At 66.6% G+C, this 25,996-nt stretch carries 29 protein-coding genes and 1 tRNA gene; 14 read left to right on the plus strand and 16 right to left on the minus strand.

Going from position 1 to position 25,996, the window contains the following annotated elements; genetic code table 11:
• Positions 1-18: 18 nt before the first annotated feature.
• Positions 19-696 carry a tellurite resistance TerB family protein gene (locus LN047_RS03255; RefSeq protein ID WP_056327869.1) on the minus strand — a complete coding sequence of 226 codons (678 nt, stop codon included), beginning with the start codon at positions 694-696 and terminating at the stop codon, positions 19-21.
• Positions 697-867: 171 nt separating this feature from the next.
• Here LN047_RS03255 and LN047_RS03260 point away from each other — a divergent pair, with 171 nt between their 5' ends.
• Entirely contained in the window at positions 868-1,266 is a 399-nt protein-coding gene (locus LN047_RS03260) for an OsmC family protein (protein ID WP_056327870.1), read from the plus strand.
• A 67-nt stretch (positions 1,267-1,333) separates the two neighbouring features.
• Here LN047_RS03260 and fabI read toward each other — a convergent pair whose 3' ends face one another.
• The 3 genes from fabI to gloB form a co-directional block, all read right to left on the minus strand.
• Positions 1,334-2,119, minus strand: a complete 786-nt coding sequence (gene fabI, locus LN047_RS03265; RefSeq protein WP_062838515.1) for an enoyl-ACP reductase FabI — start codon at positions 2,117-2,119, stop codon at positions 1,334-1,336.
• Positions 2,120-2,235: 116 nt separating this feature from the next.
• Complete coding sequence (locus tag LN047_RS03270) at positions 2,236-3,654, minus strand: transglycosylase SLT domain-containing protein (protein WP_152383359.1); 1,419 nt, start codon at positions 3,652-3,654, stop codon at positions 2,236-2,238.
• A gap of 7 nt (positions 3,655-3,661) precedes the next feature.
• Positions 3,662-4,483, minus strand: a complete 822-nt coding sequence (gene gloB / locus LN047_RS03275) for a hydroxyacylglutathione hydrolase (protein ID WP_271264164.1) — start codon at positions 4,481-4,483, stop codon at positions 3,662-3,664.
• A gap of 19 nt (positions 4,484-4,502) precedes the next feature.
• Between gloB and LN047_RS03280 the strand changes: the two genes are divergently transcribed.
• The 6 genes from LN047_RS03280 to LN047_RS03305 all read left to right on the plus strand — a co-directional run bounded on the left by LN047_RS03280 (position 4,503) and on the right by LN047_RS03305 (position 11,140).
• A complete protein-coding gene (locus tag LN047_RS03280) occupies positions 4,503-5,282 on the plus strand; it encodes a class I SAM-dependent methyltransferase (protein ID WP_056327932.1) in 780 nt (259 codons plus the stop codon).
• Positions 5,283-5,332: 50 nt separating this feature from the next.
• On the plus strand, positions 5,333-5,794 hold the full coding sequence (gene rnhA / locus LN047_RS03285; protein ID WP_056327874.1) for a ribonuclease HI: 462 nt from the start codon (positions 5,333-5,335) through the stop codon (positions 5,792-5,794).
• A gap of 270 nt (positions 5,795-6,064) precedes the next feature.
• The gene (locus LN047_RS03290) at positions 6,065-7,147 is read left to right on the plus strand and encodes an efflux RND transporter periplasmic adaptor subunit (protein WP_373981153.1); all 1,083 of its coding nucleotides are present in this window, start codon (positions 6,065-6,067) and stop codon (positions 7,145-7,147) included.
• A 30-nt stretch (positions 7,148-7,177) separates the two neighbouring features.
• On the plus strand, positions 7,178-10,276 hold the full coding sequence (locus tag LN047_RS03295; RefSeq protein WP_280002975.1) for an efflux RND transporter permease subunit: 3,099 nt from the start codon (positions 7,178-7,180) through the stop codon (positions 10,274-10,276).
• A gap of 2 nt (positions 10,277-10,278) precedes the next feature.
• The gene (gene dnaQ / locus LN047_RS03300) at positions 10,279-11,004 is read left to right on the plus strand and encodes a DNA polymerase III subunit epsilon (protein WP_373981154.1); all 726 of its coding nucleotides are present in this window, start codon (positions 10,279-10,281) and stop codon (positions 11,002-11,004) included.
• Between the two features lie 61 nt (positions 11,005-11,065).
• Positions 11,066-11,140, plus strand: a tRNA-Val gene (locus tag LN047_RS03305).
• Here the strand turns inward: LN047_RS03305 and LN047_RS03310 are convergent.
• Positions 11,111-11,335, minus strand: a complete 225-nt coding sequence (locus LN047_RS03310) for a hypothetical protein (RefSeq protein WP_373981155.1) — start codon at positions 11,333-11,335, stop codon at positions 11,111-11,113. The two genes, LN047_RS03305 and LN047_RS03310, sit on opposite strands and share 30 nt — an antisense overlap.
• Positions 11,336-11,401: 66 nt before the next feature.
• On the opposite strand from LN047_RS03310, the gene LN047_RS03315 reads away from it, so the two are divergent.
• The gene (locus LN047_RS03315) at positions 11,402-11,569 is read left to right on the plus strand and encodes a hypothetical protein (protein ID WP_167427935.1); all 168 of its coding nucleotides are present in this window, start codon (positions 11,402-11,404) and stop codon (positions 11,567-11,569) included.
• Positions 11,570-11,586: 17 nt separating this feature from the next.
• Here LN047_RS03315 and LN047_RS03320 read toward each other — a convergent pair whose 3' ends face one another.
• From LN047_RS03320 to LN047_RS03340, 5 genes are all read right to left on the minus strand, one after another.
• Positions 11,587-12,054 carry a YaiI/YqxD family protein gene (locus LN047_RS03320; RefSeq protein WP_373981156.1) on the minus strand — a complete coding sequence of 156 codons (468 nt, stop codon included), beginning with the start codon at positions 12,052-12,054 and terminating at the stop codon, positions 11,587-11,589.
• 5 nt (positions 12,055-12,059) lie between these two features.
• Positions 12,060-12,326 (minus strand): hypothetical protein, encoded by a 267-nt coding sequence (locus tag LN047_RS03325; protein WP_056327879.1) that lies wholly within the window; start codon positions 12,324-12,326, stop codon positions 12,060-12,062.
• Positions 12,327-12,368: 42 nt separating this feature from the next.
• Positions 12,369-13,865, minus strand: coding sequence for a TAXI family TRAP transporter solute-binding subunit (locus LN047_RS03330; RefSeq protein ID WP_373981157.1), 1,497 nt, complete (start codon positions 13,863-13,865; stop codon positions 12,369-12,371).
• A gap of 2 nt (positions 13,866-13,867) precedes the next feature.
• Complete coding sequence (gene gltS / locus LN047_RS03335; RefSeq protein WP_280003843.1) at positions 13,868-15,076, minus strand: sodium/glutamate symporter; 1,209 nt, start codon at positions 15,074-15,076, stop codon at positions 13,868-13,870.
• A 169-nt stretch (positions 15,077-15,245) separates the two neighbouring features.
• Positions 15,246-15,773, minus strand: coding sequence for a GNAT family N-acetyltransferase (locus LN047_RS03340; protein ID WP_373982101.1), 528 nt, complete (start codon positions 15,771-15,773; stop codon positions 15,246-15,248).
• A 151-nt stretch (positions 15,774-15,924) separates the two neighbouring features.
• Between LN047_RS03340 and LN047_RS03345 the strand changes: the two genes are divergently transcribed.
• Positions 15,925-16,971 carry a glycosyltransferase family 2 protein gene (locus LN047_RS03345; RefSeq protein WP_056327883.1) on the plus strand — a complete coding sequence of 349 codons (1,047 nt, stop codon included), beginning with the start codon at positions 15,925-15,927 and terminating at the stop codon, positions 16,969-16,971.
• A gap of 2 nt (positions 16,972-16,973) precedes the next feature.
• Positions 16,974-18,557, plus strand: coding sequence for an ArnT family glycosyltransferase (locus tag LN047_RS03350; protein ID WP_373982102.1), 1,584 nt, complete (start codon positions 16,974-16,976; stop codon positions 18,555-18,557).
• Here LN047_RS03350 and LN047_RS03355 read toward each other — a convergent pair.
• Entirely contained in the window at positions 18,517-18,912 is a 396-nt protein-coding gene (locus LN047_RS03355) for a GtrA family protein (RefSeq protein WP_373981158.1), read from the minus strand. The two genes, LN047_RS03350 and LN047_RS03355, sit on opposite strands and share 41 nt — an antisense overlap.
• A gap of 36 nt (positions 18,913-18,948) precedes the next feature.
• On the opposite strand from LN047_RS03355, the gene LN047_RS03360 reads away from it, so the two are divergent.
• Positions 18,949-19,815, plus strand: a complete 867-nt coding sequence (locus LN047_RS03360) for a ChbG/HpnK family deacetylase (protein ID WP_373981159.1) — start codon at positions 18,949-18,951, stop codon at positions 19,813-19,815.
• On the opposite strand, the gene LN047_RS03365 is transcribed toward LN047_RS03360, so the two are convergent.
• Entirely contained in the window at positions 19,802-20,665 is an 864-nt protein-coding gene (locus LN047_RS03365) for a LysR family transcriptional regulator (protein ID WP_373981160.1), read from the minus strand. The two genes, LN047_RS03360 and LN047_RS03365, sit on opposite strands and share 14 nt — an antisense overlap.
• Before the next feature lie 109 nt (positions 20,666-20,774).
• On the opposite strand from LN047_RS03365, the gene LN047_RS03370 reads away from it, so the two are divergent.
• A complete protein-coding gene (locus LN047_RS03370; protein ID WP_142055844.1) occupies positions 20,775-21,233 on the plus strand; it encodes a multidrug/biocide efflux PACE transporter in 459 nt (152 codons plus the stop codon).
• Positions 21,234-21,237: 4 nt separating this feature from the next.
• Here LN047_RS03370 and LN047_RS03375 read toward each other — a convergent pair whose 3' ends face one another.
• Positions 21,238-22,125, minus strand: a complete 888-nt coding sequence (locus tag LN047_RS03375) for an alpha/beta fold hydrolase (RefSeq protein ID WP_334168070.1) — start codon at positions 22,123-22,125, stop codon at positions 21,238-21,240.
• 71 nt (positions 22,126-22,196) lie between these two features.
• The gene (locus LN047_RS03380; protein WP_373981161.1) at positions 22,197-23,084 is read right to left on the minus strand and encodes a LysR family transcriptional regulator; all 888 of its coding nucleotides are present in this window, start codon (positions 23,082-23,084) and stop codon (positions 22,197-22,199) included.
• 96 nt (positions 23,085-23,180) lie between these two features.
• Here LN047_RS03380 and LN047_RS03385 point away from each other — a divergent pair, with 96 nt between their 5' ends.
• Together LN047_RS03385 and LN047_RS03390 are read left to right on the plus strand one after the other, a co-directional pair.
• Complete coding sequence (locus tag LN047_RS03385; protein WP_373981162.1) at positions 23,181-23,585, plus strand: CidA/LrgA family protein; 405 nt, start codon at positions 23,181-23,183, stop codon at positions 23,583-23,585.
• On the plus strand, positions 23,575-24,267 hold the full coding sequence (locus tag LN047_RS03390) for an LrgB family protein (protein ID WP_056327889.1): 693 nt from the start codon (positions 23,575-23,577) through the stop codon (positions 24,265-24,267). The genes LN047_RS03385 and LN047_RS03390 overlap by 11 nt, the downstream gene beginning before the upstream one ends.
• 8 nt (positions 24,268-24,275) lie before the next feature.
• Here LN047_RS03390 and LN047_RS03395 read toward each other — a convergent pair whose 3' ends face one another.
• Together LN047_RS03395 and LN047_RS03400 are read right to left on the minus strand one after the other, a co-directional pair.
• The gene (locus tag LN047_RS03395; protein ID WP_373981163.1) at positions 24,276-24,920 is read right to left on the minus strand and encodes a LysE family translocator; all 645 of its coding nucleotides are present in this window, start codon (positions 24,918-24,920) and stop codon (positions 24,276-24,278) included.
• Complete coding sequence (locus LN047_RS03400; protein ID WP_152383372.1) at positions 24,917-25,840, minus strand: DMT family transporter; 924 nt, start codon at positions 25,838-25,840, stop codon at positions 24,917-24,919. Before LN047_RS03400 ends, LN047_RS03395 begins: the two co-directional genes overlap by 4 nt.
• Positions 25,841-25,996 lie beyond the last annotated feature (156 nt).

Here is a 25,996-nt window from a genome sequence, read left to right on the forward strand (position 1 = left end):
CAACGACGGCCGCGTTGCTCAGGCGGCCGCCTTGGCGTGCTGCTCCAACTGTTCCTTCAGGCCCGGTTCCAGCTTGAGCTGGCGCGCCAGTTCGTCCAGGTAGGCACGCTCCATGAAGCTTTCTTCGTCCACGACGAGCAGGCTGGCCAGATACATCTCGGCCGCCATTTCGGGCGTCTTGGCCGACTGGGCGATCACGCTGGGATCCAGGGGGCGCGACAGTTCGGCCTCCAGCCAGCGGCGGTCCTGGGCGTCGGACGACAGCTTGGCCAGTTCCGTTTCCAGCAGGGATTTTTCCTCGGGGCCGATGTGGCCGTCGGCCTTGGCCGCGCCGATCATGGCGGTGAGGACCGCATTGCTGTGCTGTTCGGCTTCCGGGGCGGGCAGGCGGTCCAGCGTCTGGGGCGGCGCGGTGGGGGCGCCGGCCTGCTTGCGCTGCCAGTCGCCGTAGGCGCGATAGGCCAGCGCGCCCAGCGCGGCCATGCCGCCGTACATGGCGACCTTGCCGCCGATCTTGCGGGCCTTCTTGCTGCCCATCAAGAGGCCGAGGGCGCCTGCCCCCAGGGCGCCGCCGCCAAGGCCCGAAAGCAGGGACGAGCCCTTGCCGCCGGTGGCGTTCTGCACGCGGTTCGTGGTGTCGGAAAGCAGCCCTTGTCCGGACTGCAACAGTTGATCGAGTAATTGCCGGGCGCTCATGCGGCCTCCTGTGAATCTGACGGTCAGGGATATCGGACCATGGCCGCGGCAGGAAGTTCAGCTTTCCGTCAGGCGGCTCATCCGGCCCCGCAAGGGTTCAGCAAGTGCTAAAACCGTCTTGAAGCCGGCCATTCGGCAGTCCCCGGCAATCCCAACCAGGAGAATCGACCCATGAGCATCCGCGTGCGCCAGAATGCGCCCCAGTCCCTGCAGTTCACCGCGACGGCCGAAGGCCACGACCTGCCGCTGGACATGCCCAAGCCGCAGGGGGAGGGACCGGATCCGCATGATTACTTCGATACGGCGCTGGGCGGCTGCAAGGCGATGACCCTGATGGTCTACGCGCAGCGCAAGGGGCTGCCGCTGGAATCGGTGGGGGTGGAAGTGGTGCGCGATGCCAGCGAGGAACGGCGCGGCATCTATCGGCTGACCGCCAAGCTGACGCTGCACGGCGAGCTGTCCGATGCGCAGATCGACGAATTGCTGGCGGTGGCCGAGAAGTGCCCGATCCACAAGCTGATGACGGCGGTGGACGTGCAGGTGTCCACGCTGATCGTGCGGCCGGACTGAGAAACGCCGGAGCAGGCGGCGTGACCGCCTGCGCAAGGCGGGGCGCCGCGCCCCGCACAGGGAAGTCTTACTCTTCCATGCCCGGGACGATGGTCGAGAAACCGCCGTCCACGTGGGTGATCTCGCCGGTCACGCCGGCAGCCAGGTCCGACAGCATGAAGGCCGCGACATTGCCGACGTCTTCGATGGTGATATTGCGGCGCAGCGGAGCCTGGTTTTCGACGAACTTCAGGATGGCCGAGAAGTCCTTGATGCCGCTGGCGGCCAGGGTCTTGATCGGGCCGGCGGAGATGCCGTTGGCGCGGATGCCGCGCGGGCCTAGCGCCGAGGCCAGGTACCGCACGCTGGCTTCGAGCGACGCTTTGGCCAGGCCCATCGTGTTGTAGTTCGGGACCACGCGCTCGGCGCCCAGGTAGGTCAGCGTCAGCACCGAGCCGTTGCGGCCTTCCATCAGGGGCAGGGCGGCCTTGGCCATGGCGGCGAAGCTGTAGGCCGAGATGTCGTGGGCGATGCGAAAGCCTTCGCGCGACAGCCCATCCAGGAAATTGCCGGCGATGGCTTCGCGCGGCGCAAAGCCGATCGAATGGACCAGGCCGTCCAGGCCGTCCCAGTGCTGGGCCAGTTCAGCAAAGGCGCCGTCGATCTGGCTGTCTTCGGCCACGTCGCAGGGCAGCACGATGTTGCTGTTGAATTCGGCGGCAAACTCGCTCACGCGGTCCTTGAAGCGGTCGCCGACGTAAGTGAACGCCAGTTCGGCGCCTTGCTGATGACAGGCGCGCGCGATGCCGTAGGCGATGGAACGATTAGAAAGCACCCCGGTGACCAGGATGCGTTTGCCGGCAAGAAAGCCCATAGATGTGTCCTTTGATTTTTTCCCTTCTGGAGACCGCCTATTTTAGGGAATTTGGCGGACCAGCGGGCGAGCGGCGCGGCCCCCGTGCCGGGGCGCCGCGCCGTGCGTGGCGGCTGTCAGCCGCGCGCGTTCGTGCCGGGCACGCGCAGCTGCGTGCCGATCTTCAGGGCGCTGCCCTTGATGTTGTTGAGCGCGCGCAGCGCGTCGACGGTGGTTCCGTACTGTTTGGCCAGCGAGAACAGGGTGTCGCCCTGGCGAACCTTGTGGCTGCGCACGTTCGGGCGGGCGCTGGAGACGCGCACGGCGGGCGCCTGCGCGGCGCGGCCACGCGGCGCGGCGGCCTTGTTGTCTTGCGGAGCCGAGTCCAGCGCGCCCACCGGGGGCGCCAGAGACGCGATCTGCACGCCGCCCGTGCCGGGGTCGCCCGGCACCAGCAGCGCCTGGCCGTTAGCGGCCTTCTGGCGGCGGCTGATGTCGTTGGTTTCGCGCAGGGTGGCTTCGGACACGCCAAACCGCTTGGCGATGGACGCGTAGGATTCGCCGCGGCGCGAGTGGTAGACCTTCCAGGCGGACAGGTCGCCCTTGTAATTGGTGAGGTTCGCGTTGAAGATCTCGACGCGGTCGGCCGGCAGCAGCAGGGTGGGGCCGTGGTCGCCGCGGATGACCGGGCGGTTGAACGAGGGGTTCAGGGCCTTGAACTCGTCCAGCGGCATTTCAGCCAGCTTGGCGGCGATTTCCAGGTCGATGTCGCTGTTCTTTTGCACCGTCACGAAGTACGGCGTGTTACCGACGGGCGGCAGCGCCACCGCATAGCGCTGCGGATCGGCAATGATGTTCTTGATGGCCTGCAGCTTGGGCACATAGTTGCGGGTCTCGTCCGGCATGTTCAGCGACAGGTAGTCGGTGTTCTGGCCGGCGGCCTCGTTCTTGGCCATGGCGCGCTGCACCGAGCCTTCGCCCCAGTTGTACGAGGCCAGGGCGAGGTACCAGTCGCCCTGCATTTCAAACAGCTTTTCCAGGTAGTCCAGCGCCGCGTTGGTCGAGGCGATGGGATCGCGGCGCTCGTCGCGCCACCAGTCCTGCTTCAGGTTGAAGTGCTGGCCCGTGGCCGGCACGAACTGCCACAGGCCCGAGGCCTGCGCGCGCGACAGCGCGGTCGGGTTGTACGCGCTTTCCACGAAGGGCAGCAGCGCCAGCTCGGTCGGCAGGCCGCGGCGGTTGATCTCGTCAACGATGAAGTACAGGTATTTGCCGGCGCGCTCGGCCATGCGCTGCACCGCCTCGGGGTGGGACGCGTAGTAGTCGGTCCACTGCTTGGAGAGGTCGGTGTTCAGGTTGGGGATGGCGAAACCGCGGCGGATGCGGTCCCACGCGTCAGCCGGCGGGTTGGTCAGGTCGATCGTGCGGGAGGTGTCCCGGGCGATGTATCGGCCTTGGGAATTGGTGGTGAGGTTCTTGCTATCGGGGGCTTTGGTTCCTGCGCAACCGGCGAGGACTGCCAGCATGAGCGGCAGAAGGAGTCGGGATAGATTCATCAGGTGGTCACTTGAAATCGTTCTTCCATTCACGAAGGGAGGCAAAGACCTCTACCGGCGTAGTCTGGCTGCGTCCGGCCCAACTTGCTGCGGCCTGGACGACGTCGGGCTGCTGTGTGCGCAAGAACGGATTGGTCGCGCGTTCCTGACCGATGGTCGAAGGAAGCGTGGGGTGTCCTTCCGCGCGTAATTGCTGGGCCCGCAGATGCCACGTTTGCAGGTCGCGGTTGGCCGGTTCGACGGCCAATGCCCAGCGAAGGTTCGCTAGAGTGTACTCGTGTGCGCAAAAAACTTTTGTATCTGGCGGTAAAGCGGAAAATTTTTCCAAGGAATCAAACATTTGCGCGGGCGTGCCCTCGAAAAGCCGGCCACAGCCCCCCGCAAAAAGCGTGTCGCCACAGAAGAGCGCGTGGTCGACGCCGGCCGCGCGGCCCGCGTACGCGATGTGGCCCGCCGTATGGCCCGGAACGTCCAGCACCGACAGGTCCAGATCCAGTTCCGGCAGCGTCACGCGGTCGCCTTCGGCCAGCCGGACATCGCAGCGCGGCAGCTTTTCGCGTGCCGGGCCATATACGGTGATGCCCTCGATGCGGGACAATTCCAGCACGCCTCCCACATGGTCGCCGTGGTGGTGCGTGAGTAGAATGGCGCGCAGCTTCAAGCCTTGCTGATCCAGAAACCGCAAGACGGGCCCGGCTTCGCCGGGGTCCACGACCGCCACCTGGCCGTCGCGGACGATCGCCCAGATGTAGTTGTCGGAAAAGGCTGGCAAAGGCAAGACCGCGGCGTTGCGATCGCGGCCGCCTGCGGGGGCGGTCAAGGCTTGCATGGAACTCGAAGGAAAAAACGTGGCAGAAGAAACTCCGCCGATTGTAGAACTGGCCGAATGGTTCCAGACGCCGCCGGGCCAGTACGTGCTGGCCTGGGAGCGCGCCCAGTTCGACGCGGCCGTCGCGGATGTCTTCGGATATTACGCCTGGCAGGTCGGCCTTGCCGACCTGAACCTGTTGGGGGCCAACCGGATGCCGTTCAAGGGCTACGTGGGCACCGAGACCCCGGCGCCGGAAAGCCTGCCGGGCTGGCAGTCGCGCGTGGTCGTCGCGCAGCCGGAGGCCCTGCCGTTCGAATCCCAGAGCGTGGACCTCCTGATCCTGCCGCACACCTTTGAACTCACGCCCGAACCCCACAACGTGCTGCGCGAGGTCGAGCGCGTTCTCGTTCCCGAGGGCCGCGTCGTCATTTCGGGGTTCAACCCCTGGAGCATGTGGGGTGCCCGCACCCGCATGCCGGGCATGGAGCCCTGGCTGCCGCAGCCGCCGTCGTCGCAGGTATCGCTGGCGCGGCTCAAGGACTGGTTCAAGCTGCTGTCGCTGGAGGTCGATGAAAGCCAGTTCGGTTGCTACGCGCCGGCCTGCCGCAGCGAAAAATGGCTTGAGCGCTGGAGCTTCCTGGAGTCGGCCGGCGCCCGCTGGTGGAGCCTGGGCGGCGCGGTGTACATGGTCTCGGCGGTCAAGCGCGTGACCGGCATGCGTATCATCGGGCCTGCCTGGAAGACCAAACCCAAGCGCGCCCGCGCGGCCTCGGTGGTGGTCAACCGACAGGCGGACGATGGCTTCGACCCCTCCTGAGCCGCCGGGCCCGCCTCACATTGCAAGCACAAGGACACGCACGCAGCACCATGCAGGACAACAAAACGAACGACCAGAAAGTGGAAATGTGGACCGACGGCGCCTGCAAGGGCAATCCGGGGCCCGGCGGCTGGGGCGTGCTGATGCGCGCCGGCACGCACGAAAAGACGCTGCACGGCGGCGAGCTCCAGACCACAAACAACCGGATGGAACTGCTGGCGGTCATCGAAGGCCTGCGCGCGCTCAAGCGCCCCTGCGTCGTCACGATCCACACCGACTCGCAATATGTCATGAAGGGCATGACCGAGTGGCTGGCCAACTGGAAACGGCGCGGCTGGATCACCGCCGAGAAAAAGCCCGTCAAGAACGCCGAACTCTGGCAGGCGCTGGATGAACAGGTGCAGCGCCACACGGTGTCCTGGCGCTGGGTTCGCGGGCACGCGGGCGACCCCGGCAACGAGCGCGCCGACCAGCTGGCCAACATGGGCGTGGACGTCGCGCGCCGCGCGTGAAAGCGCCTGGCCTGGCCCGCGGGCGGCGTCGGGCGGGCACCATCATAACGGGCACTCAACAAATCGGCCCTAAGGTGGCCCAGCGTCCCGCGCGGCATCCGGATATACCCTCGAATTCGCCGTCCAGGGCAGATTAGTTCTTTCATCGCGCTTCAGGATTGTTCCAGTATGTAAATCCGGGTGCTAAAGTGCCAACCCTTCCTCCAGTTCCTGCGGCGACGTCCGAGTGGGGCATGCCCGGTCCGCGCCGCAACACCGCCACTTTCGCGCATGAAAAAAGCTGTACTGCTGGCCGCCGTCGCGGCAGGGTTGGCCGCGGGGGCCGCGCTCGGCGTATTTGTGCCGCGCTGGCTGGCGCCGGCCGCAACCCCTGCCCAGGCTTCCGCCAAACCTCAATCCGCTTCCGCCGCGCCGGCCCGTGTCGCCGTGGCCGCCGTCCAGGAAGTGCCTTTTGCGCGCGGTCTGTCGGCCGTGGGCAGCCTGCGCTCCGATGAGTCCGTCGTCCTGCGCCCCGAAGTGGCCGGACGCATCCAAGCCATTGATTTCAAGGAAGGCCAGCCCGTCAAGCAGGGCCAGCTTCTCATCCGCCTGGACGACTCCGTGCCGCGCGCTGAATTGGCGCAGGCGCGCGCCAACCTGACGCTCGCGCAAAGCCATTACCGCCGCGCTGTCGAACTGCAGGGCAAGGGCTTCGTCAGCCAGCAGGCGCGCGACGAGTCGGCCAGCACGCTGAAGGTGCAGGAAGCCGCCGTGGCGCTGGCGCAGGCCCGCCTGGACAAGATGACCATTACCGCGCCCTTTGCCGGCATCGTCGGACTGCGCAGCGTGTCCGTGGGCGATTACGTCAACCAGGGACAGGACCTGGCGCCCCTTGAGGCCATCGATCCGCTCAAGGTGGATTTCCGCGTGCCCGAGATGTACCTGAGCAAGGTGCGCGTCGGACAGCAACTGACGATGCGACTGGATGCGCTGCCCGGCCAGGAGCGCCGCGGACTGGTCTACGCGGTCAGCCCGCTGGTCGACGCGGGCGGCCGGTCCATCCTGCTGCGCGCCACGGTTGCCAACCAGGACGGCGTGCTGCGCCCCGGCATGTTCGCCCGGGTGCAACTGCTCTTTAACGAGGACAAAGCGCTGGTCGCGCCCGAGGCCGCGCTATCGCCGTCGGGCGAAACGCAGTACGTTTACCGGGTCGAGAACGGCGTGGCGCATCGGCGCGAAGTGACCATCGGCGAACGCCGCGAGGGCCGCGTCGAGATCCTGACCGGCGTCGCCCTGAACGACATGCTGGTGGTCTCGGGCCTGCAGCGCGTGACGGATGGCGCGCGCGTGACCATCGTGGGCAACGGCCCATAGCCGGCCCTTCACCTTTTCAGCGATAGCGCCATGCGTATCTCGGAAACCTGTATCAAGCGCCCGGTGTTCGCGTCGGTCCTGTCGCTAATCATCGTGCTGATCGGCCTGATCTCGTATTCTCGCCTGACGGTGCGCGAGTACCCGAAGATCGACGAGCCGATCGTGTCGGTGGACACAACGTACAAGGGCGCCTCGCCGGAGGTGATCGAGTCGCAGGTGACCAAGCCGCTGGAAGACCAGCTGGCCGGCATCGAAGGGGTCAACGTGATGACCTCGCGCAGCCGCTCCGAGCGCAGCCTCATCAACATCAAGTTCAACCTCTCGCGCGACCCCGACGCGGCGGCGGCCGAAGTGCGCGACAAGGTCTCGCGCGCGCGGCGTTTCCTGCCCGACGAGATCGACGAGCCGATCATTGGCAAGGTCGAGGCCGATTCCCAGCCCATCATCTACATCGCCGTGGAGTCGGGATCGTTCTCGGCGATCCAGACTTCCGACTACATCAACCGCTACATCAAGACCCGCCTGTCGGTGCTGCCCGGCGCGGCCGAAGTGCGCGTCTTTGGCGAGCGCCTGCCGTCCATGCGCATCTACGTCGACCGCGACAAGCTGGCGGCGTACGGATTGACGGTGCAGGACGTGGAAGCCGCGCTGCGCAGCCAGAACGTGGAAATTCCGGCGGGCCGGATCGAGTCGCGGGCACGGGAATTCTCGGTGGTGTCGGCCACCGACCTGCAGACGCCCGCCCAGTTCGAGGACGTGATCGTCGCCAACGTGAAGGGCTATCCGGTGCGAATGCGCGACGTCGCCAAGGTCGAGATCGCGGCCGCCAACGACCGGATCCTGTCCCGCTTCAACGGCAAGCCGGCCATCAACATCGGCATCACGCGCCAATCCACCGCCAATCCCCTGGAGCTTTCCAAGGCCGCCCGCCAGGAGGTCGAGCGGCTGAACGAGACCCTGCCGGCCGGCATGAAGCTGAACATCGCGTACGACTCGTCGGTGTTCATCGAGCGCTCCATCGATTCCGTGTTCCACACCATCATCGAGGCCATCGTGCTGGTGGTGCTGGTGATCTTCTTCTTCCTGCGCAACCTGCGCGCCAGCATCATTCCCATCGTCACCATCCCGGTGTCGCTGGTGGGCGCCTGCGCGCTGATGTATCTGTTCGGCTTTTCGATCAACACGCTGACGCTGCTTGCCATGGTGCTGGCGATCGGGCTGGTGGTGGACGACGCCATCGTGGTCCTGGAGAACATCTACCGGCACATCGAGGACGGCATGCCGCGCAAGGAAGCCGCGCTGCGCGGCTCCAGGGAGATCGGCTTCGCGGTGGTCGCCATGACCATGACGCTGGTCACCGTGTATGCGCCGCTGGCGTTCGCCACCGGGCGCACCGGGCGGCTGTTCATCGAGTTCGCGCTGGCGCTGGCGGGCGCGGTGCTGGTGTCGGGCTTCGTGGCGCTGACCCTCACGCCCATGATGTGTTCGGTGCTGCTGCGCCACCAGACCCGCCACAACCGCTGGTACAACCTGATCGAAGGCTGGCTGAACGGCCTGAGCAACGGCTATCGCCGCATGCTGGGCGCCTCGCTGCGGCATCGCTGGATCGTCGTGGTGATCGGGTTGGCCGTGGCGGCAGGCAGCGGCGTGCTGTTCAAGGTGGTCAAGAGCGAACTGGCGCCGGTCGAGGACCGCGGCGTGGTCTTTGGCCTTGTCAGCTCGCCCGAAGGCGCCACGCTGAATTACACCCTGGACAGCATGCTGGGCATTGAAAAGTTCTATGCCGACATCCCGGAAGCCAGCGGCAGCCAGGTCACGGTGGGCTTTCCCACGGTCACGGACGGCACCGCGATCCTGCGCCTGAAGCCCTGGGAAGAACGCGAGCGCAAGCAGCAGGCCATCACCCAGCAGTTGCAGCCGCAGTTCGCCTCGCTGCCGGGCGTGCGCGCCTTCCCGACCAATCCGCCGTCGCTGGGCCAGTCGGCCCGATCCAAACCGGTGGAATTCATCATCATGAGCCAGGCCTCGTACCAGGAGCTGTCGCGGCTGACCGAGATCTTCCTGGCCGAGCTGCGCAAGTATCCGGGCCTGCTGAACCTGGACACCGACCTGCGCCTGAACACGCCGGAGCTGCGCGTTCGCGTGGACCGCGACAAGATGGCCGACGTGGGCGCCAACGTGGACGTGGTGGGCCGCACGCTCGAATCGATGCTGGGCGGCCGCCAGGTCACCCGCTACAAGGACGAAGGAGAGCAGTACGACGTGATCGTGCAGGTGACGCCGCGCGACCGCGCCAATCCCACCGACATCTCGGGCATCTATGTGCGGGCGCGCGACGGCAGCATGGTCCAGCTGGACAACCTGCTGGGCGTGCACGAAGGCGTGTCGCCGCAGTCGCTGAACCACTTCAACCGCCTGCGGGCAGTGAAGATAGACGCGGCGGTGGCGCCCGGCTATGCGCTGGGCGAGGTGCTGGACCACATGCATCAGGTGGCGCGAGAGGTCCTGCCCAACACGATCATCACGGACCTGGACGGCCAGTCGCGCGAATTCCGCGATTCGTCGGGCAGCATCTATCTGGTCTTCGCGATGGCGCTGGCCTTCATCTACCTGGTGCTCGCCGCGCAGTTCGAAAGCTGGCGCAACCCGTTCATCATCATGCTGTCGGTGCCGCTGTCCATGACGGGCGCCTTGCTTGCCCTGTGGCTGACGGGCGGCACGCTGTCCATCTACAGCCAGATCGGGCTCATCACGCTGGTCGGCCTGATCACCAAGCACGGCATCCTGATCGTGGAGTTCACGAACCAGCTGCGCGACGAGGGCAGGGAGCTGTTCGAGGCCGTGGTTGAAGCCAGCGTGCTGCGGCTGCGCCCCATTCTGATGACGACCGGCGCCATGGTGCTGGGCACCGTGCCCCTGGCGCTGTCCACGGGCGCGGGGGCCGAATCGCGCCAGCAGATCGGCTGGGTTCTGGTGGGCGGGCTGTTGCTGGGTACACTACTGACCTTGTTCGTCGTGCCGGTGGCCTACACGCTGATTGCCACCGCACGCAAGAAGCCAGGCACCGCCGGCAGCCAGGCGCATTCCGCGCCCACGCCGCCCGCCTCGCAGCCCCAAGCGTCGGAATAGTTATGCGCCAGATCATCTTTGACACGGAAACCACCGGATTGGACCCTGCACAGGGTCATCGCATCGTCGAAATCGGCTGCGTGGAAATCGTCAACCGCACGCCTACCGGCAACAACCTGCACATCTACCTGAACCCGGACCGCGACAGCGATCCCGAGGCGCTGGCGGTGCACGGGCTGACCACCGAGTTCCTGTCGGACAAGCCGCGCTTTGCCGAAGTCGCGGACGAATTCGTCAAGTTCATCCAGGGCGCCGAACTGATCGCGCACAACGCCGCGTTCGACGTGAAGTTCTTCAACGCCGAACTCGCAAAGATCGGCCACGGTCCCATCACCGAATTCTGCGAGACCGTCACCGACTCGCTGCTGCACGCCCGGTCGCTGTTCCCGGGCAAGCGCAATTCGCTGGATGCGCTGTGCGACCGCTTCGGTATCTCGAACGCGCACCGCACGCTGCACGGCGCATTGCTGGACTCGCAGCTTCTGGCTGAAGTCTGGCTGGCGATGACGCGTGGCCAGGATGCGCTGCTCATCGATGTGGACGATAGCGCCGGCGTCAGCGGCGGCGGCATGGTGCTTGCCCGGTTCGACGCCTCGGGTCTGCCGGTCATCACGGCCAGCGCCGAAGAACTTGCCGAACACGAGGCTTACCTTGCCGCACTGGACAAGAGCGTGGGTGGCGAGTGCGTGTGGCGCAAGGTCGATGCGCCCATCGCGGCAGCCGCATAAGAAGTTATCAAAGGCGACTTGCGCACGTTTAAAAATTCGTGCTATTATTTCGCCTCTTTCGGGGTGGTTAGCTCAGTGGTAGAGCACTGCCTTCACACGGCAGGGGTCACTGGTTCGAACCCAGTACTACCCACCAAAGACCTTCCAAGGCGCTCAAGCCTTTGAGGTGCCCCAAAAGACAATGGCCAGTTCGCAGCAGGTTTTTCGCAATGCCGGTCTTGTTCTTCGGGCAGCAAGCAAAAAGCCAACCTTCATCGGTTGGCTTTTTTGTTTTTGATTCATTACTCTTTCTCTGATCTGGCGCAACCCGGCGGTACTGCGGTTGCGCCAAGCCTGTTCCACGCCTGTCTATCATCAATAAATCGGCGATTGACTGCCAAGCAAACAGGAGAAGGCCATGAGTCCGCACACCAATACCATGCTCATCATCATTTGCACGGGCGTGGCGCTCATGTTGATCGGCTTCGGGTTTCGTGACCGCAATCTTGGCATGACCCTGATGGGCCTTGGCCTGGTCACCGCCATCGGCGCGATCATCTACAAGGCCTACATCACCTTTTCTTGACCCCGCCGCCGGCGGCTTCAGTTTTTTTGCGCCTGCTGCCGGGCCACGCGCGCAAGCAGCGTGTCCAGCTGGTTTGCAAACGCCTTGCGGTCGGACTGGCTGAAGGACGACGGGCCGCCCGTGTCCACGCCGCTGGCGCGCAGTTCCTCCATCATGTCCCGCAGCGCCAGCCGTTCGCGGATCGTCTCCGTCGAATAGCGTTCGCCGCGAGGATTGATCGCCATGGCGCCTTTCTCAAGCACCTGCGCGGCCAGCGGAATGTCGCCGGTGATGACGAGATCGCCCGTTTCCGCCCGCTCCACGATGTGCGCGTCAGCCACGTCAAAGCCGCGCGGCACCTGCACGGCACGGATCAGCGGCGATGGCGGGGTGTAGAGCGCCTGGTTGGCCACCAGCGTCAGCGGCATCTGCCAGCGCTGCGCGGCGCGAAAGAGGATGTCCTTGATGACGGCCGGACAGGCGTCCGCGTCGACCCAGATGTGCATCGCGCTTACGCGCCCAGCGCTTTCTCAAGCGCCTCGGCCACGAGGTCATTGGTCGACACGCCGCGTTCGGCGGCGGCGGCGCGCAGCTTGTCGGCCTGCGCTTGCGACAGTTTCAGGGGGAAGGGGACCAGGCCGGCGGCCTGATCCAGCTTGCGCTGTTCGCGGCGGTCGGGCATCTGGGAAGCGGCGCCGAAGCGGTCCGGCGTGGCCGATTGCTTGAGTTGGCCGGCCAGCTTCAGGGCCTGGTTCTTTTGGAGGTCGAATTTGTTCATCGGATTTCCTGATAGGGAGCGCCATCATAGACGCAACCCGGCTCAGCGCGGTTTGGCGTGCTCCAGTTGGGCGATGCCTTCCTCGGCGCCGTCGTGCAGCGGCACGCTCAGGCCAAGCCGGGCGGTGGCCGCAGACACCTGCGAGCCCTGTGCCGAACCGGCCGCCAGCAGGTCCTGCCCGGCCTGGTAGACGGCGCGCACCACGACAAGCGCTTCGTCGCGCGTGAGGTCGGTGGTGGTCAGCATCAGCGCCGCCACCCCCACCGTCGGAATGCGCTGTGTCTGATTGGGGTAGGTGCCGGCCGCGATGTCCAGCGGCATCAGCACGCTGTCCCCGGACGTGAGGGTCTTGATGGCGTCCGGGTCCAGCGGCAGCAGCTTGAGCTGCGCCGGAATCAGCGCATCGCGCAGCGGAGTGGCCGGCACGCCGATCACCTGGGCCGCGGCGTCGACCGTGCCAGCATGCAGGAGCGGCAGGGCGGCGACGAAAGGCGAGTCGGACACCTTGTAATCGCGGCCCGCCTGCAGGCCATGCGCCGCCAGCACGGTTTGCAGCGTCTCGCGCACGGCCGATCCTTCCGGCCCCAGCGCGATCGTCTTGCCCTTGAGATCCCGCACGCCGCGCAGCGCGGGGTCGTCACGCACGACGATATGGACCAGTTCCGGGTACAGGCTGCCCAGGGCACGCAGACCGGGGAAGGGGCCTTGCCCCGCGAAGGGACCCGCGCCTTCATAGGCCAGCCGCGCCGTGTCGGCCTGAGCCAGGCCGACGACGGCGTCGCCGCTGCGCAGGAGCGCAATGTTGTCGGCCCCGCCGCCGGTGATGAGTGGCGACACCCGGATCTGGCGTTTTCGGGCGACGTCGCTCAGGGCGCGCGCAAACGCCAGGTACTCGCCGCGGTCCGGGCCGCCAGCCAGTGGGTAACCCTGCTGCAGCCGGGACAGGCGGCCGTTGATGCGCGCCACCGAGCGTTCCAGCTCCTGCTGCACGACGTGCTGGGCCGTGCTGGAGGCGCTGTAGGTCACCGAATGCGTGATCTGGTCCAGCGTGTCCAGCAACTGGCGCGTGACCGGGGGCGGCGCGCCGGTGTCCAGCGACGGCGCTTCGGCCGCCTTGAAGCCGGCCGGCGTCACCAGCTTCCACGTGCCGCCTTCTTCGCGGTAGATGGCGCTGGCATGGGCGATGATGCGATCGCCGGCCTTGTTGCCGCCGGACTTCACGCCGCTGATGCTGCGCGGGCCCGCGCCCAGCAGCGTCACCAGCGACGCCGCGCCGGGCTGGTCCCATGCGCCCAGTGAAATGTCGCGGGTCAGTTCCAGGTCGACGTCGTAATACACGACGCGGCGGGTTTCGCCGGCCGGGGCGGTGCTGTCCGTGGCCGAGCCCATCCGTTTGAGATTGGCGATGCGAAACAGGTCCTTTCCATAGGTGGCTTCAAGGCTGCGAGTGACGTCGGCGCGCAAGGCGTCAGCATCGGGTGCGCGGCCGCAGGCGGCCAGCATCGCGCACAGCAACACCATCAAAATTTTCTTGAACATGGCTACATCCCTCCCACGAATGGCAAGGAGATCAGCGAGCTCAGGACGATCACGTTCAGGATGTCCACCAGGAAAGCCCCGGTGACGGGGACCACGATGAACGCTTCCGGCGCCGGGCCATGACGGCGCGTGAGGGCCTGCATGTTGGCGATGGCGGTGGCCGTGGCGCCCATCGCGAAGCCGCAGAAGGCGGCGGACATGATCGCCGCCTCGTAGTCACGCTTGAGCAGCCGGAACACCACCCAGGCGGCGTAGAGCGCGCACACCAGCGTCTGCACCGCCAGCATCAACGCCAGCGGGCCGGCCAGCCGCGCGACGCTGGACAGGTCCAGCGTCATCATCGTCATGCCCAGGAACAGCGACAGCGAGATCGTGCCGATGATCTCGGTGGCCCGGTCGTCCAACCGGATGCCGACCAGCGGACCCGCGTTGCGGATGAGCACGCCGGTGGCCAGGCACCACAGGAAGTTGGGCAGGCTGACGGGCGCGTCTTCCACCAGCGCCGCCAGGACGCCGCCGACCACCAGGCAGACGAACGCCGCGGTCATGGACAGGATGAACGTCCCGGCCGTCGGCGGCTGGTTATCTTCGTTCAGGTCGGCGGGCTGGTCGCCTTGAGCCGCGGTATGGTCAAGGCTGCCCGACACCTTGTGGCGGCGCATGATCCATTCCGCCACGGGTCCGCCCACGACGCCGCCCAGCACCAGGCCCAGCGTCGCTGCAGTCATGGCCAGCGGCATGACGTCCTGGATGTTGTTGAAGTCGGCAAAGCGTGTCGCGTAGGCCGCGCCGGTGCCGTGTCCGCCCACGAGCGTGATCGTGCCGCCCAGCAGTCCCATGAGCGGGTGCATGTCCAGCAGCCAGGCCATGCCCAGGCCGACGGCATTCTGCAAGACGAGAAAGGGGATCAGCGCCAGCAGGAAGGCAATGAGGCGGGGGCCGCCCCGGGCCAGCAGCTTCAGGTTGGCGGTGAGCCCGATGCAGCCAAAGAACAGGAGCAGCAGCGTGGGCTTGATGCTGGTTTCCAGTGAAACGGCGACGCCGCCCCAGGTGGACAGCAGGTAGGCCAGCACGGCGAACAGCAGCCCGCCCACGATGGGGTCCGGAATGCTGTAGCGCGCCAGGACGCCGATGCGCGTGGTCATGACGCGTCCGATGACGAGCACGAGGCAGCAGGCGAGAAGGGATTGGACGGGCGAAAGGGAGATCATATGAACCTTCGCGCCCCGCCGGGGCGCAGCAAGCCAGACTGTTCAAACCGATTTCAAGCCGTAATCAAACCGCGTTTTCAGACCGTTTTGCCGCCGCATCGTTTGCGGACTGCGGACCTATCTTACGTCCGGCAAAGCGTGGCTGTACACGTTTTGAAAGACGGCTCGATCAGGCGCGTGCGGGGGTTGAGGCCGGGAAGGGAAAGGCGCGCGACATGTAACTGGCGCCTGCGCCATAGCCGGCGAGTTTCTCGGCCAGGCCGGGAGGCTGCGGGGCAAGCGGCGCATACCCATGCCGCAGCCAGTAGCCGGCCGCCGACGCCAGGGACACCAGGCTGGCGCGCGTCAGGCCGTTGTCCACGGCGCGCGCGGCGGCGGCGCCCACCAGCGCCTGGCCCACGCCCAAGCCCTGCGCTGCTGGCACGACCGCGCAGTCATGCAGGAACCAGTGATCGGCCCGCGGCGGCAGCGCGGAAAGCGGCACATCCAGGGCGGGCGGCAGGCCCGCGTCCCACGGATAGGAAATCAGATAGCCCAACACTGCGGCGGAGTTGCTTGGCGCATCCGGCTGGGCAACCCAGCAATAGTGCGGCGCAAGCGCGAGGCGGTTCAGGAAAAAGCCGGCGCTCTCCAGCAGGAACTGCGGATAGGCGAGGGCCTGGGCCTGGAGGATGGCGTCCACATCGCTGGCCAGCATGGGACGGACTTGATATTGCATGACGTGTCTAAGCCTGAAAACTGCCCGCCATTGTAACGATCGGGGGCACGCCGGCATTTCATGAAAATTCGACGAGCCCCTGCGCATACTGCACCGCATCGTGCCCCGCATTCCGTCCAATCAAAGTCTCATGCACATCCAGTTCCGGTCCGACCCCCCAGCGCCGCAGGTGTTGGGTAAGCCTCTGCCCCTGCGTTCCGTGTGGCCGCCGCAGACGGCCGACGTGCCGTATGACACCCGTGTTACCTGCGTCATTCCGTGCCTGAACGAGTGCGAGAACCTGCGCGTGCTGCTGCCGCTCTTGCGCAACCGGCTGTCGGCCTTGTGCACGAGCTGGGAAATCATCGTGGCCGACGACGGCAGCACCGACGGCACCGAAGCGCTGATGTCGGAATGGACCGAGCACGAGGGCTTTCGCCATGTGCAGCTGTCGCGCAATTTTGGCAAGGAAGCCGCGCTGAGCGCGGGCCTGGAGGCCTCCACCGGCAACGTGGTGATCTGCCTGGACGCCGACCTGCAGCATCCGCCCGCGTTGATCGAGCTGATGCTCGCGCGCTGGTCTGCCGGCGCTGAAATGGTGTACGCCGTGCGGCGCGACCGCGCCGACGAATCCTGGCTCAAGCGCTCGGGCGCGCGCTGGTTCTATCAGTTGCTCAGCAATGCGCGCGGCGTGCAGGTGCCGGCGCACGCCGGCGACTTCCGGCTGATGGACCGCAGCGTGGTCGACGCGCTGATTGCGCTGCCCGAGCGCACCCGTTTCATGAAAGGTCTGTATGCCTGGGTCGGGTTCAAGGGCGAGGCCCTGCCGTACACGCCCGACGAGCGCATGCACGGCACCAGCACCTACAGCGGTCTGCGCCTGTTCCGTCTGGCGCTGGACGGATTGACTGCCTTTACGACTTGGCCGCTGCGCATGGTCAGCCTGGTGGGCGTGGCGTTTGCCGTCCTGGCGCTGGCCTATGCGGGATTCCTGGTGGTGGACTACCTGATGTCCGGCAACGCCGTATCCGGGTGGACGACCATCGTGACGGCAGTGCTGTTCTTTGCGGGCGTCAACCTGATCTCGCTGGGCGTCGTGGGCGAATATGTCGCCCGCATCTTCGACGAAGTGAAGGGCCGTCCGCTATTTGTCGTGCGACGCACCCGAGGCGGTCCCGCCGGCAAGGCGCAGGGCTGATGATGGCCAACCTTGAGAAGCCGGCGCGCTCCGAATGGACCCCGCCGGCAGGATGGCTGCTGCTGGCCGCGGGAATCTGGCTGGCCTGGTTGGCGTGGATGCGGCCGCTGACGCTGCCTGACGAAGGGCGTTACGCCGGCGTCGCCTGGGACATGCTGCGCAGCGGCTCGCACGCCGTCCCGCTGCTGGACGGCATGCCGTACTTTCACAAGCCGCCGCTGTATTACTGGCTGACCGAACTGTCGTTTTCCGTGTTCGGCGTGCATCCGTGGGCGGCGCGCTTGCCGTCGTGGCTGGCCGCGTGGAGCGCGGCCGCCGGGTTGTACGTATTCGTGCTCCGGCATCGCGACGCGGCGGCCGCCTCGTTGACGGTGCTGGTCCTTTGCACCGTGCCGTTCTTCTACGGCGGCGCGCAGTTTGCCAACCTGGACATGCTGGTCGCCGGTCTCATCACGCTGTGCGTGCTGGCTGCCGCGGAAACCGTGTTGCGCGTCGAGCGTGGCGAACGGTGGCGCGCGATGTCCGTGGCGGCTGGCGCGCTGGCCGCGCTGGCAGTCCTGGCCAAGGGGCTGATCGGCTTGGTGCTGCCCGGCGCCATCCTGTTGCTGTGGCTGGTCTGGGAGCGGCGCTGGCGCGGGCTTAGGGCGCTGGTCTGGCCGCCGGCGCTGCTGGTGTTCCTGGCGGTGGCGGCGCCGTGGTTCGTGCTGATGCAGGTGCGGTTTCCGGGCTTTTACGACTACTTCTTCGTCTACCAGCATTTCCAGCGCTTCGCGGCCGCCGGTTTCAACAATGCCCAGCCGTTCTGGTTCTACCTGCCCGTGCTGGCCGGATTGAGCCTGCCGTGGTCGCTATGGGGCGGCGGCATCCTGCGCCGCGCGTTCTGGACCGCGGGGCCGGCGCGCAGCCTGCGGCGCCTGGCCGCGGTGTGGTTCGCCGTGGTGGTGGTGTTCTTTTCGTTGCCGCATTCCAAGCTGATTGGCTATGTGCTGCCTGCGCTGGCGCCGCTCGCGTTTCTGCTGGCGGAGGTCATCCTGGCAGCGTGGCGCAGCGAAAACGGTTTGACGACGCCGCGGCTGGTGCGCATCAGCGCCGCGGTCGCCGCCGGGATCTGTGTCATCGCCGTGGGCATCGCCGCATTCAATGCGAAGGGCAGCGCCGCGCCGCTCGCCCAGGTCGTGCGGCAGGAAGCGCGGCCGGACGATACCTTCGTGTCGCTGCACGCCTATCCCTTCGACCTGGCGCTTTACGCGCGCGCCCCGCGACCCACCTGGGTCGTGGACGACTGGCTCAATCCCGAGGTGCCGGTGCGCGACAACTGGCGCAAGGAGCTGTACGACGCCGCGAAGTTCGATCCGGTCACCGGCAAACAGGTGCTGATCAGCGCCGAGCAGTTCAACGCCACGCTATGCGCGGCGCCGGACGGGGCGCGGTTCTGGGTGTGGGGCGGTCATGGCGATGGCGCCATCTACCTGCCGCTGCAAGGGCTGGCGCCCGTCGTGACGAGCGCCCGGCATGCGATGTGGCGCGTGGACGCGGGCGCGGCGCTCAGGCAGCGGGTTTGTGCCGGAACGCCCACAGCCGGCTAGCGATGAAGGTGCCGAACGCCAGGCCGATGAGGATCAGCGCCAGCAACGTGTCGTAAGGGACGTCGGTGGCGTGCAGCAACCAGGCATAGGCAGATTCGTTGATCGCAAAGCCGATCGCTGAAATAAAAAAGAAACGACGGGCCGCTACGGTCCAGGGTATGAGCGAATGTCGAAACGTGAGCCGGTAATGGCCGCTGAAGGACACCACGAAGGCGCTCAGCCAGCCGATCAGGTTGGCCGCCAGCGGCGGTGCGCCGAACGCTTCGACGCAGCCCACGGCAACGGCCCAATGCGTTGCGGCGGCAGCGCAGCCGACGGCGACGAAAAGACTGATCTGCCGGATGAGGGTGCGCATGGGGAATGTGTCGAAGAGCTGAATGGAGAGACGTTGATGAGCAAGCGCGTCGTGGTGTGCGGTGATGATTTTGGCATGAATGCGGACGTCGATGAGGGCATGATTGCGCTGGCCGGCATACGGCGGGTCAGCGCGGTCAGCTGCCTCTCGTTGGGCCCCACGTTCGCCGCCAATGCGCCCAGGCTGGCGGCGCAGGATGTGGACATCGGCCTGCATCTGAACTTCTCGGAAACGCTGGGCGCGGATGCCGAACCGCTGCCTTCGCTCGGCGCGTTGATCCTGAAGGCCTATGCGGGCCGGCTCGATGCCTCCTGGATCGATGCGCGGCTTGATGAACAGTTCGACGCTTTCGAAGCCGCGTTCGGCCGCGCGCCGGACTATGTCGACGGGCATCAGCACGTGCATCAATTGCCCGGCATCCGCAAGCGCGTCCTGGCGCGGCTCGCGCAGCGTTACGGGACGCAAAGGCCCTGGTTGCGCCAGACGGCGCCCGGCATGCAATGCGGCATTCCGCTGAAGGAATCGTTCAAGGCGCATGTGATCGGCGCGTTGGGCGCGTCGGCGCTGGCGCGCGAGGCCCGTTCAAGCGGCTTGCGGACCAACCGGCGCCTGTTGGGCGTGTATGCGTTCGACGGCGGTCAGCGCCGCTACGCGCAGCTCTTGCAGACCTGGCTGTTCAATGCGCGCGAGGGCGACCTCGTCATGTGCCATCCGGCGTTGGGATTTGCTAGAAGCAACGAGCAGGACAGCGCGATGGCGCGCCAGCGCCGTGCCGAATTCGACGTGCTGGCCAGCCCCAAGCTGGGTGACTGGCTGGACGCCAACGGCGTGCGCATCACGCGCCTGGCGTTGACACGCGCCGATCACGAATTGCCGGTAGTGGGGCGCGCTATCCCCGCGTGAGGCTTTCCAGCAGCCATGCGCCCGCCCGGCCCAGCGCGCGCCGGGTCGACCAGACCGCGTCGACGTGGATCCGGCGCGGCCATCCCGGCACCTTCAGTTCCACGAGCTGATCGCCGCCAAAACGCTGGATCATCCAGCGCGGCAGTTCGGTCCAGCCGAATCCCAGGCTGGCCATTTCCAGCAGCATCAGGTAGCCGGGCGCCGACCACGTCGCATGTGCGGGCGTGGCGTCCTTGTCATCCAGCTCGTACGTGCTCAGGCGCAGTTCGCGTTCGGTCTTCAGGTGGTCGGACGTGATCGACGGCAGGCTGGCCAGCGGATGCGAGCGTCCCACGCACAGGACGATTTCCGAGCCTTCGGCCAGGCACGCATGCGCCACGTCCGGCGGGTAGGTGTCCTGCGCGGCCATCAGTCCGAGGTGGGCTCGGCCTTGCTGCACCAGTGCCACCACGTCCTCGTATTCCGCGATCAGGCATTCGAAGCGCAGGGCCGGGTAGCGCTTGTCGATCTGGCTCAGCATGGTTTCGAACGTGCGCGACTGGAAGGTGTCGGACAGCACGACCGTAAGCCGGGGTTCCAGGCCTTCGGACAACTGGCTGGCGCTGCGGTTCAGCCGGTCGTTGGCGGCCAGCACCTGCATGGCCTGTCCCAGCAGCACCTTGCCCGCGGCGGTCAGCGCGGGCTGGCGCTGGCTGCGATCGAACAGCGTGACGTTCAGATCCACCTCCAGGTTGGCGATGGTTTCGCTGATCGTGGATTGGCTTTTGCCCAGCTTGCGGGCCGCGGCCGAGAAAGAGCCTTCGGCGGCTACCTGGGCGAAGGCGGCCAGGGATTCAAGGGAATGACGCATGGCGGTGACGGGTCGGAGTATCGGATTTTCCGATGGATATGATCTTTATCGTAACGGAATAGGCGTGGAAAATGCCGTCACTCCGAAGCAAACCGACCGCAGGTGGGTCATGACGCAAGCCAAGAAAACCCTCAAAGAAAGATTCCTCCACGCCTTCCTGTTCGAAATCATCGCCATCGGGCTGTGTGCCCCCGTGGCGGCCTGGGCCATGGGCAAATCCCTGTTTGAAATGGGCGTGCTGACCGCGGTGATCGCCTGGATCGCGCTGGTGTGGAACATGATCTACAACGCGGGCTTTGACCGCATCGAGAACCGTTTTGGCTGGACGCGCACTTTTCGGGTGCGCGTGGCGCATGCGTTCGGCTTTGAGTTCGGCCTGATCCTCATCGTGATCCCGCTGGCGGCCTGGTGGCTCAGCATCAGCCTGTGGGAGGCCTTCGTGCTGGATATCGCGCTGGTGCTGTTTTATCTGCCCTATGCCTTCTTCTACAACCTGGCCTACGACCGCGCGCGTCCCCGCGTGATCGCCTGGCTGTCGCGCCGCGGCGCTGCCGCCGCCGGGGCATAAAGGCTCAACCCTTCTTGCGCTGGTAGGCCTGGCGGGCGTCCTGCATGAAGGTCTTGACGGCGGTTTCGTACTGCGTGCCGCTGCGGAAGGCGCCCGAATGCGAGGCGCCTTCAATCTTGACCAGCCGCTTCAAGTCCGGCGCCACGTTGCGGGCGGCCGCAAAGAGCTCGTCGCTCATGGTGTGCGGCACCACGCGGTCCGCGGTGCCGTGCATGAACAGCATCGGCGTGTGCAGTTGGGCCAGCTTGTCCACCGAGGCAAACGGCTGCGTGACCAGCAGGCTGGCGCCGGGCACGTTGCCCCAGCGCAGGGTGGCCAGCATCGCGCCGATGCTGGTGAAGCTGGATTCCACGATCAGGCCGGCAAAGTCCGGCTGCTCGGGACGCGAGGCCAGGTCGATGGCGATTGCGCCGCCCAGGCTGTGCCCGTACACGAAGCGGCGCGCCGGATCGGGCTGCAGCCGCGCCAGTTCCTTCAGGCCCGCCATGGCGTCCTGCAGCGCGCTTTCCTCGGACGGCAGGCGTGGCGTGGAGGCGCCAAAGCCGCGATAGTCGATCGCCAGCATGGAATATCCCATCCGGCTCCAGCCGTCGATACGGAACGCGCTGCCGTTCAGGTTCCAGCGCGCGCCATGCAGATACAGGACGGTGGGGGCGCCCGGCTTGGGGCTTTCCAGATACCAGGCACGCACCTTGTCGCCGTTTTCCAGCGTCAGGTCGTACACCTGCGTCCCGGCGGCGGGGTCCCGCCACCACGATTGCGGCTCGGATTGCGGCGAAAAAATGGTCTGGCGTTGCCAGGAATCCAGTTGCGTGCAACCGACCACGCCGGCGGCGGTGAGCACGGCGGCGGCAAACAGTCGGCGGGCGGAGAAGCGGGGCAAGGCGGGCATGAAGGGTCTGACCCGGCAAGTCGGGTTGGGTTCCGGCATCAGCATACTCCGGCGCGGCCGGCCCGGCGCCGTCACGGGGTGCCGGGATGCACCTCGCGCGTCAACGCCAGCCAAGCCTGCGCGGCGTAGGACAGGTAGCCGCCGCGGCGCCACACCAGCACCATTTCCCAGTCCGTCCCCGTATCGCGCAAGGGCGCGCGCGCCACGCCTGCGTGCAGCGCCACGTCTGCCGTGATGCGCGGCAGGAAGGCGACGCCCAGCCCCGCGGCCACCAGCGCCACGATGAAATCGATCTGGCCGCTGCGCGCGGCGATGGCCGGCACGAAGCCCGCCCGCTGACACGCGTCGTGGATGATGCGATTCAAGGCAAAGCCGCTCTCGAACAGGATGAAGGGCGAGTCGCGCAGGTCGTGCAGCCCCACGGACGCCGCGTGCGCCTTCGGGTGGTCGGCGGGCATCAGGGCGACCAGCGGTTCACGTGCCACCGGCTGCCATTCGAAATGGTCGGGCACGGGCTTGAGCGACCCGGCCAGTTCGATTTCGCCGGCCATCACCATCTCTTCGAGGCGGCGGCTGCCATGTTCCACCAGACTGATCTCGATGCGGGGATAGCGGCTGCGAAAGCGCGCGAACATCGGCGCGAACAAAGAACTGCTGCCCAGCGGCGGCAGGCCCAGGCGCAGCACGCCGCGCTTCAAGCCCTTCAGATCGTCCAGCTCGGCCCGCAGGTCGTCGCGTTCGGCCAACATGGCGATGGCGCGCCGGTACACGATCTCGCCGGCCGCCGTCAGCCTTAACGGCTGCGCCTGCCGGTCCAGAAGCGGCATGCCCAGTTCATCTTCGAGTTGACGCACGGCCTTGCTGACCGTCGGTTGGGTGGCATGGACGACCTTCGCCGCCTGGGAAAAACCGCCTTGCCGGACGACTTCGACCAAGGCGCGCAGCGTACGCAGTTCCATGGCTATGCCTGATTGGAATAGAAGGGATTCATCGAATTCATTTTATCTATGCCTGCCGCAGGCGTACAACGGAACCTTGCCGCCGGATTTCGTCTCATGACCCGCTTTCGCCCTTCCATCCTTTTGCGCAGCGCGCTGCGCCGCAGCCGTCTGCTCCAGATCGCGTTGATCGTTCTTTTTTCCCTGGCGGGGCAGGCGGTGGCGCAGGCCTCGGGCCTGCCGGTGCCCGGCGGCGTCATCGGAATGGCGCTGGTGCTCCTGCTGCTGGCGACGCGCCGGCTGCGCGTGCGCAATGTGCAGCGCGGCGCAAGCTGGCTGCTGGGCGAAATGCTGCTCTTCTTCGTGCCGGCGGTCATGTCGCTGCTGGACCACCGTGAATTCCTGGGGCTGCTGGGCGTCAAGCTGCTGGCGGTCATCCTGCTGGGCACGGCGCTCGTCATGGCAGGCACGGCGCTGACCATCGATCTTTGCTACCGCTGGATGAACCGCCATGCGGCCTGAATTCAACCTGCTTTTCTGGCCAGCCGCGACGGTCGCCGCCTACGTCTGCGCGCGTCTGTTCTACCGCCGCTATGCCTACTGGTGGACGTCCACGCTGGTCGTAGCGCCCGCGCTCCTGCTGACGCTGGCCATCCTGCTGCATACCGGCTATCGCGAATACATGTCCGGCTCGCACTGGCTGATGGCCATGCTGGGCCCGGTCATCGTGGCGTTCGCCTTGCCGCTGTATCAGCAGCGCGCGCTGATCCGGCGCTACTGGCCGGTGCTGGCCGCCGGGGTGGCGGTGGGCAGCGGCATCGCGGGCGCCAGCGCATGGCTGCTGGGCAGCCTGCTGGACTTGCCGCCGGACCTGCGGCTCAGCCTGCTGCCGCGTTCGGTCGCCACGCCGTTTGCCGTGGCGGTGTCGTCCCACGTGGGCGGCGTGCCCGACCTGACGGCCGTTTTCGTCATCGTGACGGGCGTGTTTGGCGCGGCCATCGGCCAGCTCATGTGCCGGTGGCTGCCGCTGCGCTCGGCATTGGCGCGCGGCGCGTTATTCGGCATGGGGGCGCACGGGGCGGGCACGGCCAAGGCCCGCGAGTTGGCCGCCGAAGAGGGCGCAGTCGCGGGCCTGGTGATGGTGATGGCGGGCCTGTTCAACGTGCTGGTCACGCCGGCCGTGGTGGTGGGGCTGCTGGCCTGAACGGCGGGTCAGTGGAGCAGTTCCAGCGCGACGGGATATAGCGAGGCAACCAGCAGCAGGGCCATGCCCACATTGAAGGCGCGGATGGCGGCGGGCCGGTGCAGCACGCGGCGCAGGGCCGTGCCGAAGGTCACCCAGATGCCGATGCTGGGCAGGTTGACGACGCCGCACACCAGCGTCGCGATCACCAGGTTGGCGAAGAAGCCGTTCTGCGGCGTGTAGGTTGCCACCACCCCCACCGCCATCACCCAGGCCTTGGGATTGACCCACTGAAAGGCGGCGGCCTGCAGGAACGTGAACGGCTTGCCGCGCGCCTCGCCCTCGTCCAGCGGGCCGGAGTTGGCGATCTTCCACGCCAGGTACAGCAGATAGGCCGCGCCGGCGTACTTCAGGACGGTATAGAGGGCGGGCGTCTGCTGAAAGACCGAACCCAGGCCGACGCCCACCAGAAAGATCATCAGCGTGAAGCCCAGGTTCACGCCCAGCAGATGCGGCACGCTGCGCCGGAACCCGAAGTTCAGCCCCGACGATGCCAGCATGACGTTATTGGGGCCGGGCGTGATCGAGCTGACCAGCGCAAACAACGCCAGCGGGCCCAGCAGGGAAAGCGAGGCCAGCGGGACGTCGGCCCAATTGGCAGGAAGCAGGTTCATTTCGGGGTCCTCACGATGGCGCGGCGTCCGCCGGCAATAACGGCGATCACGGCGGCGGCAAACACGAACGTCGTCGCCTCCACGGTTTCGCCAAACAGCAAAGCAGCGGCCACGACGGTAAGGAAGGGTTGCAGCAATTGCACTTGTCCGACCCGGGCAATTCCGCCGGCGGCCAGGCCGCGGTACCAGGCGAAAAATCCCAGGAACATCGAGCCGAAGGCCAGGTAGGCGCAGGCAGCGATGACGTCCGAGCTGGGCCAGTGGGGCTGCTGCGCGGCCATCCAGCCGACCGGCAGGGCCACCACGGGTGCGCTGATGGCAAGCGCCCAACATATTGTGCGCCAACCGCCCAGCGTGCGCGAGGCGCGCGCGCCCTCGGCGTAGCCCATGCCGCCCAGCACCACGGCCACCAGCAGCCACAGGTAGCCGGCGGTCAGCGTGCCTTCGCCCTGGCGCAGCGCATAAGCGGTAACCAGCGCGGCGCCCGCGACGGCCCAGCCCCAGAAGGCGGCGGAAGGCCTTTCACCGCTGCGCAGCGCGGCAAAGGCGGCGGTGGACAGCGGCAGCAGGCCGTTGAAGACCGCGCCTTGCGACGAAGGCACCGTCTGCATCGCGATCGACGAGGCCAGCGGCCAGCCCACGACGATGCCCAGCGCCGCCAGGATCACGCCCGGCCATTCCGCGCGATTGGGCCGGCGGCTGCGGGTTAGCCACAGCAGGGCCACGGCGGGCAGCGCGGCGATGAGCGCGCGGCCCAGTCCCACCAGCAGCGGCGCCAGTTCGGCCACCGCCACGCGGGTCATGGGCAGCGTCAGCGAAAACACCAGCACGCCCAGGAAACCGTAGCCGTATCCCTCCCACAGGGATGACGAGGCGGCGGAAGCGGCCGAAGGCGACGGCAAGAGCGCGGGACGGGTCATGACAGCACCAAAAAGTCTCAATGGCCGCGCCTGCGGTTGCAGGCTTTCGGCATTGCTGTCACTCTACGCACAGCCATCAGTACAGTACCGGTACACAATGGCGTGTCACTTTAATCACTGGCCTGGTCAAATCTCCATGACAGTTGCTCCGTCCTC

It is taken from the genome of Achromobacter sp. JD417, from assembly GCF_041879325.1.
GTDB classification, from domain to species: Bacteria; Pseudomonadota; Gammaproteobacteria; order Burkholderiales; family Burkholderiaceae_B; genus Achromobacter; species Achromobacter mucicolens.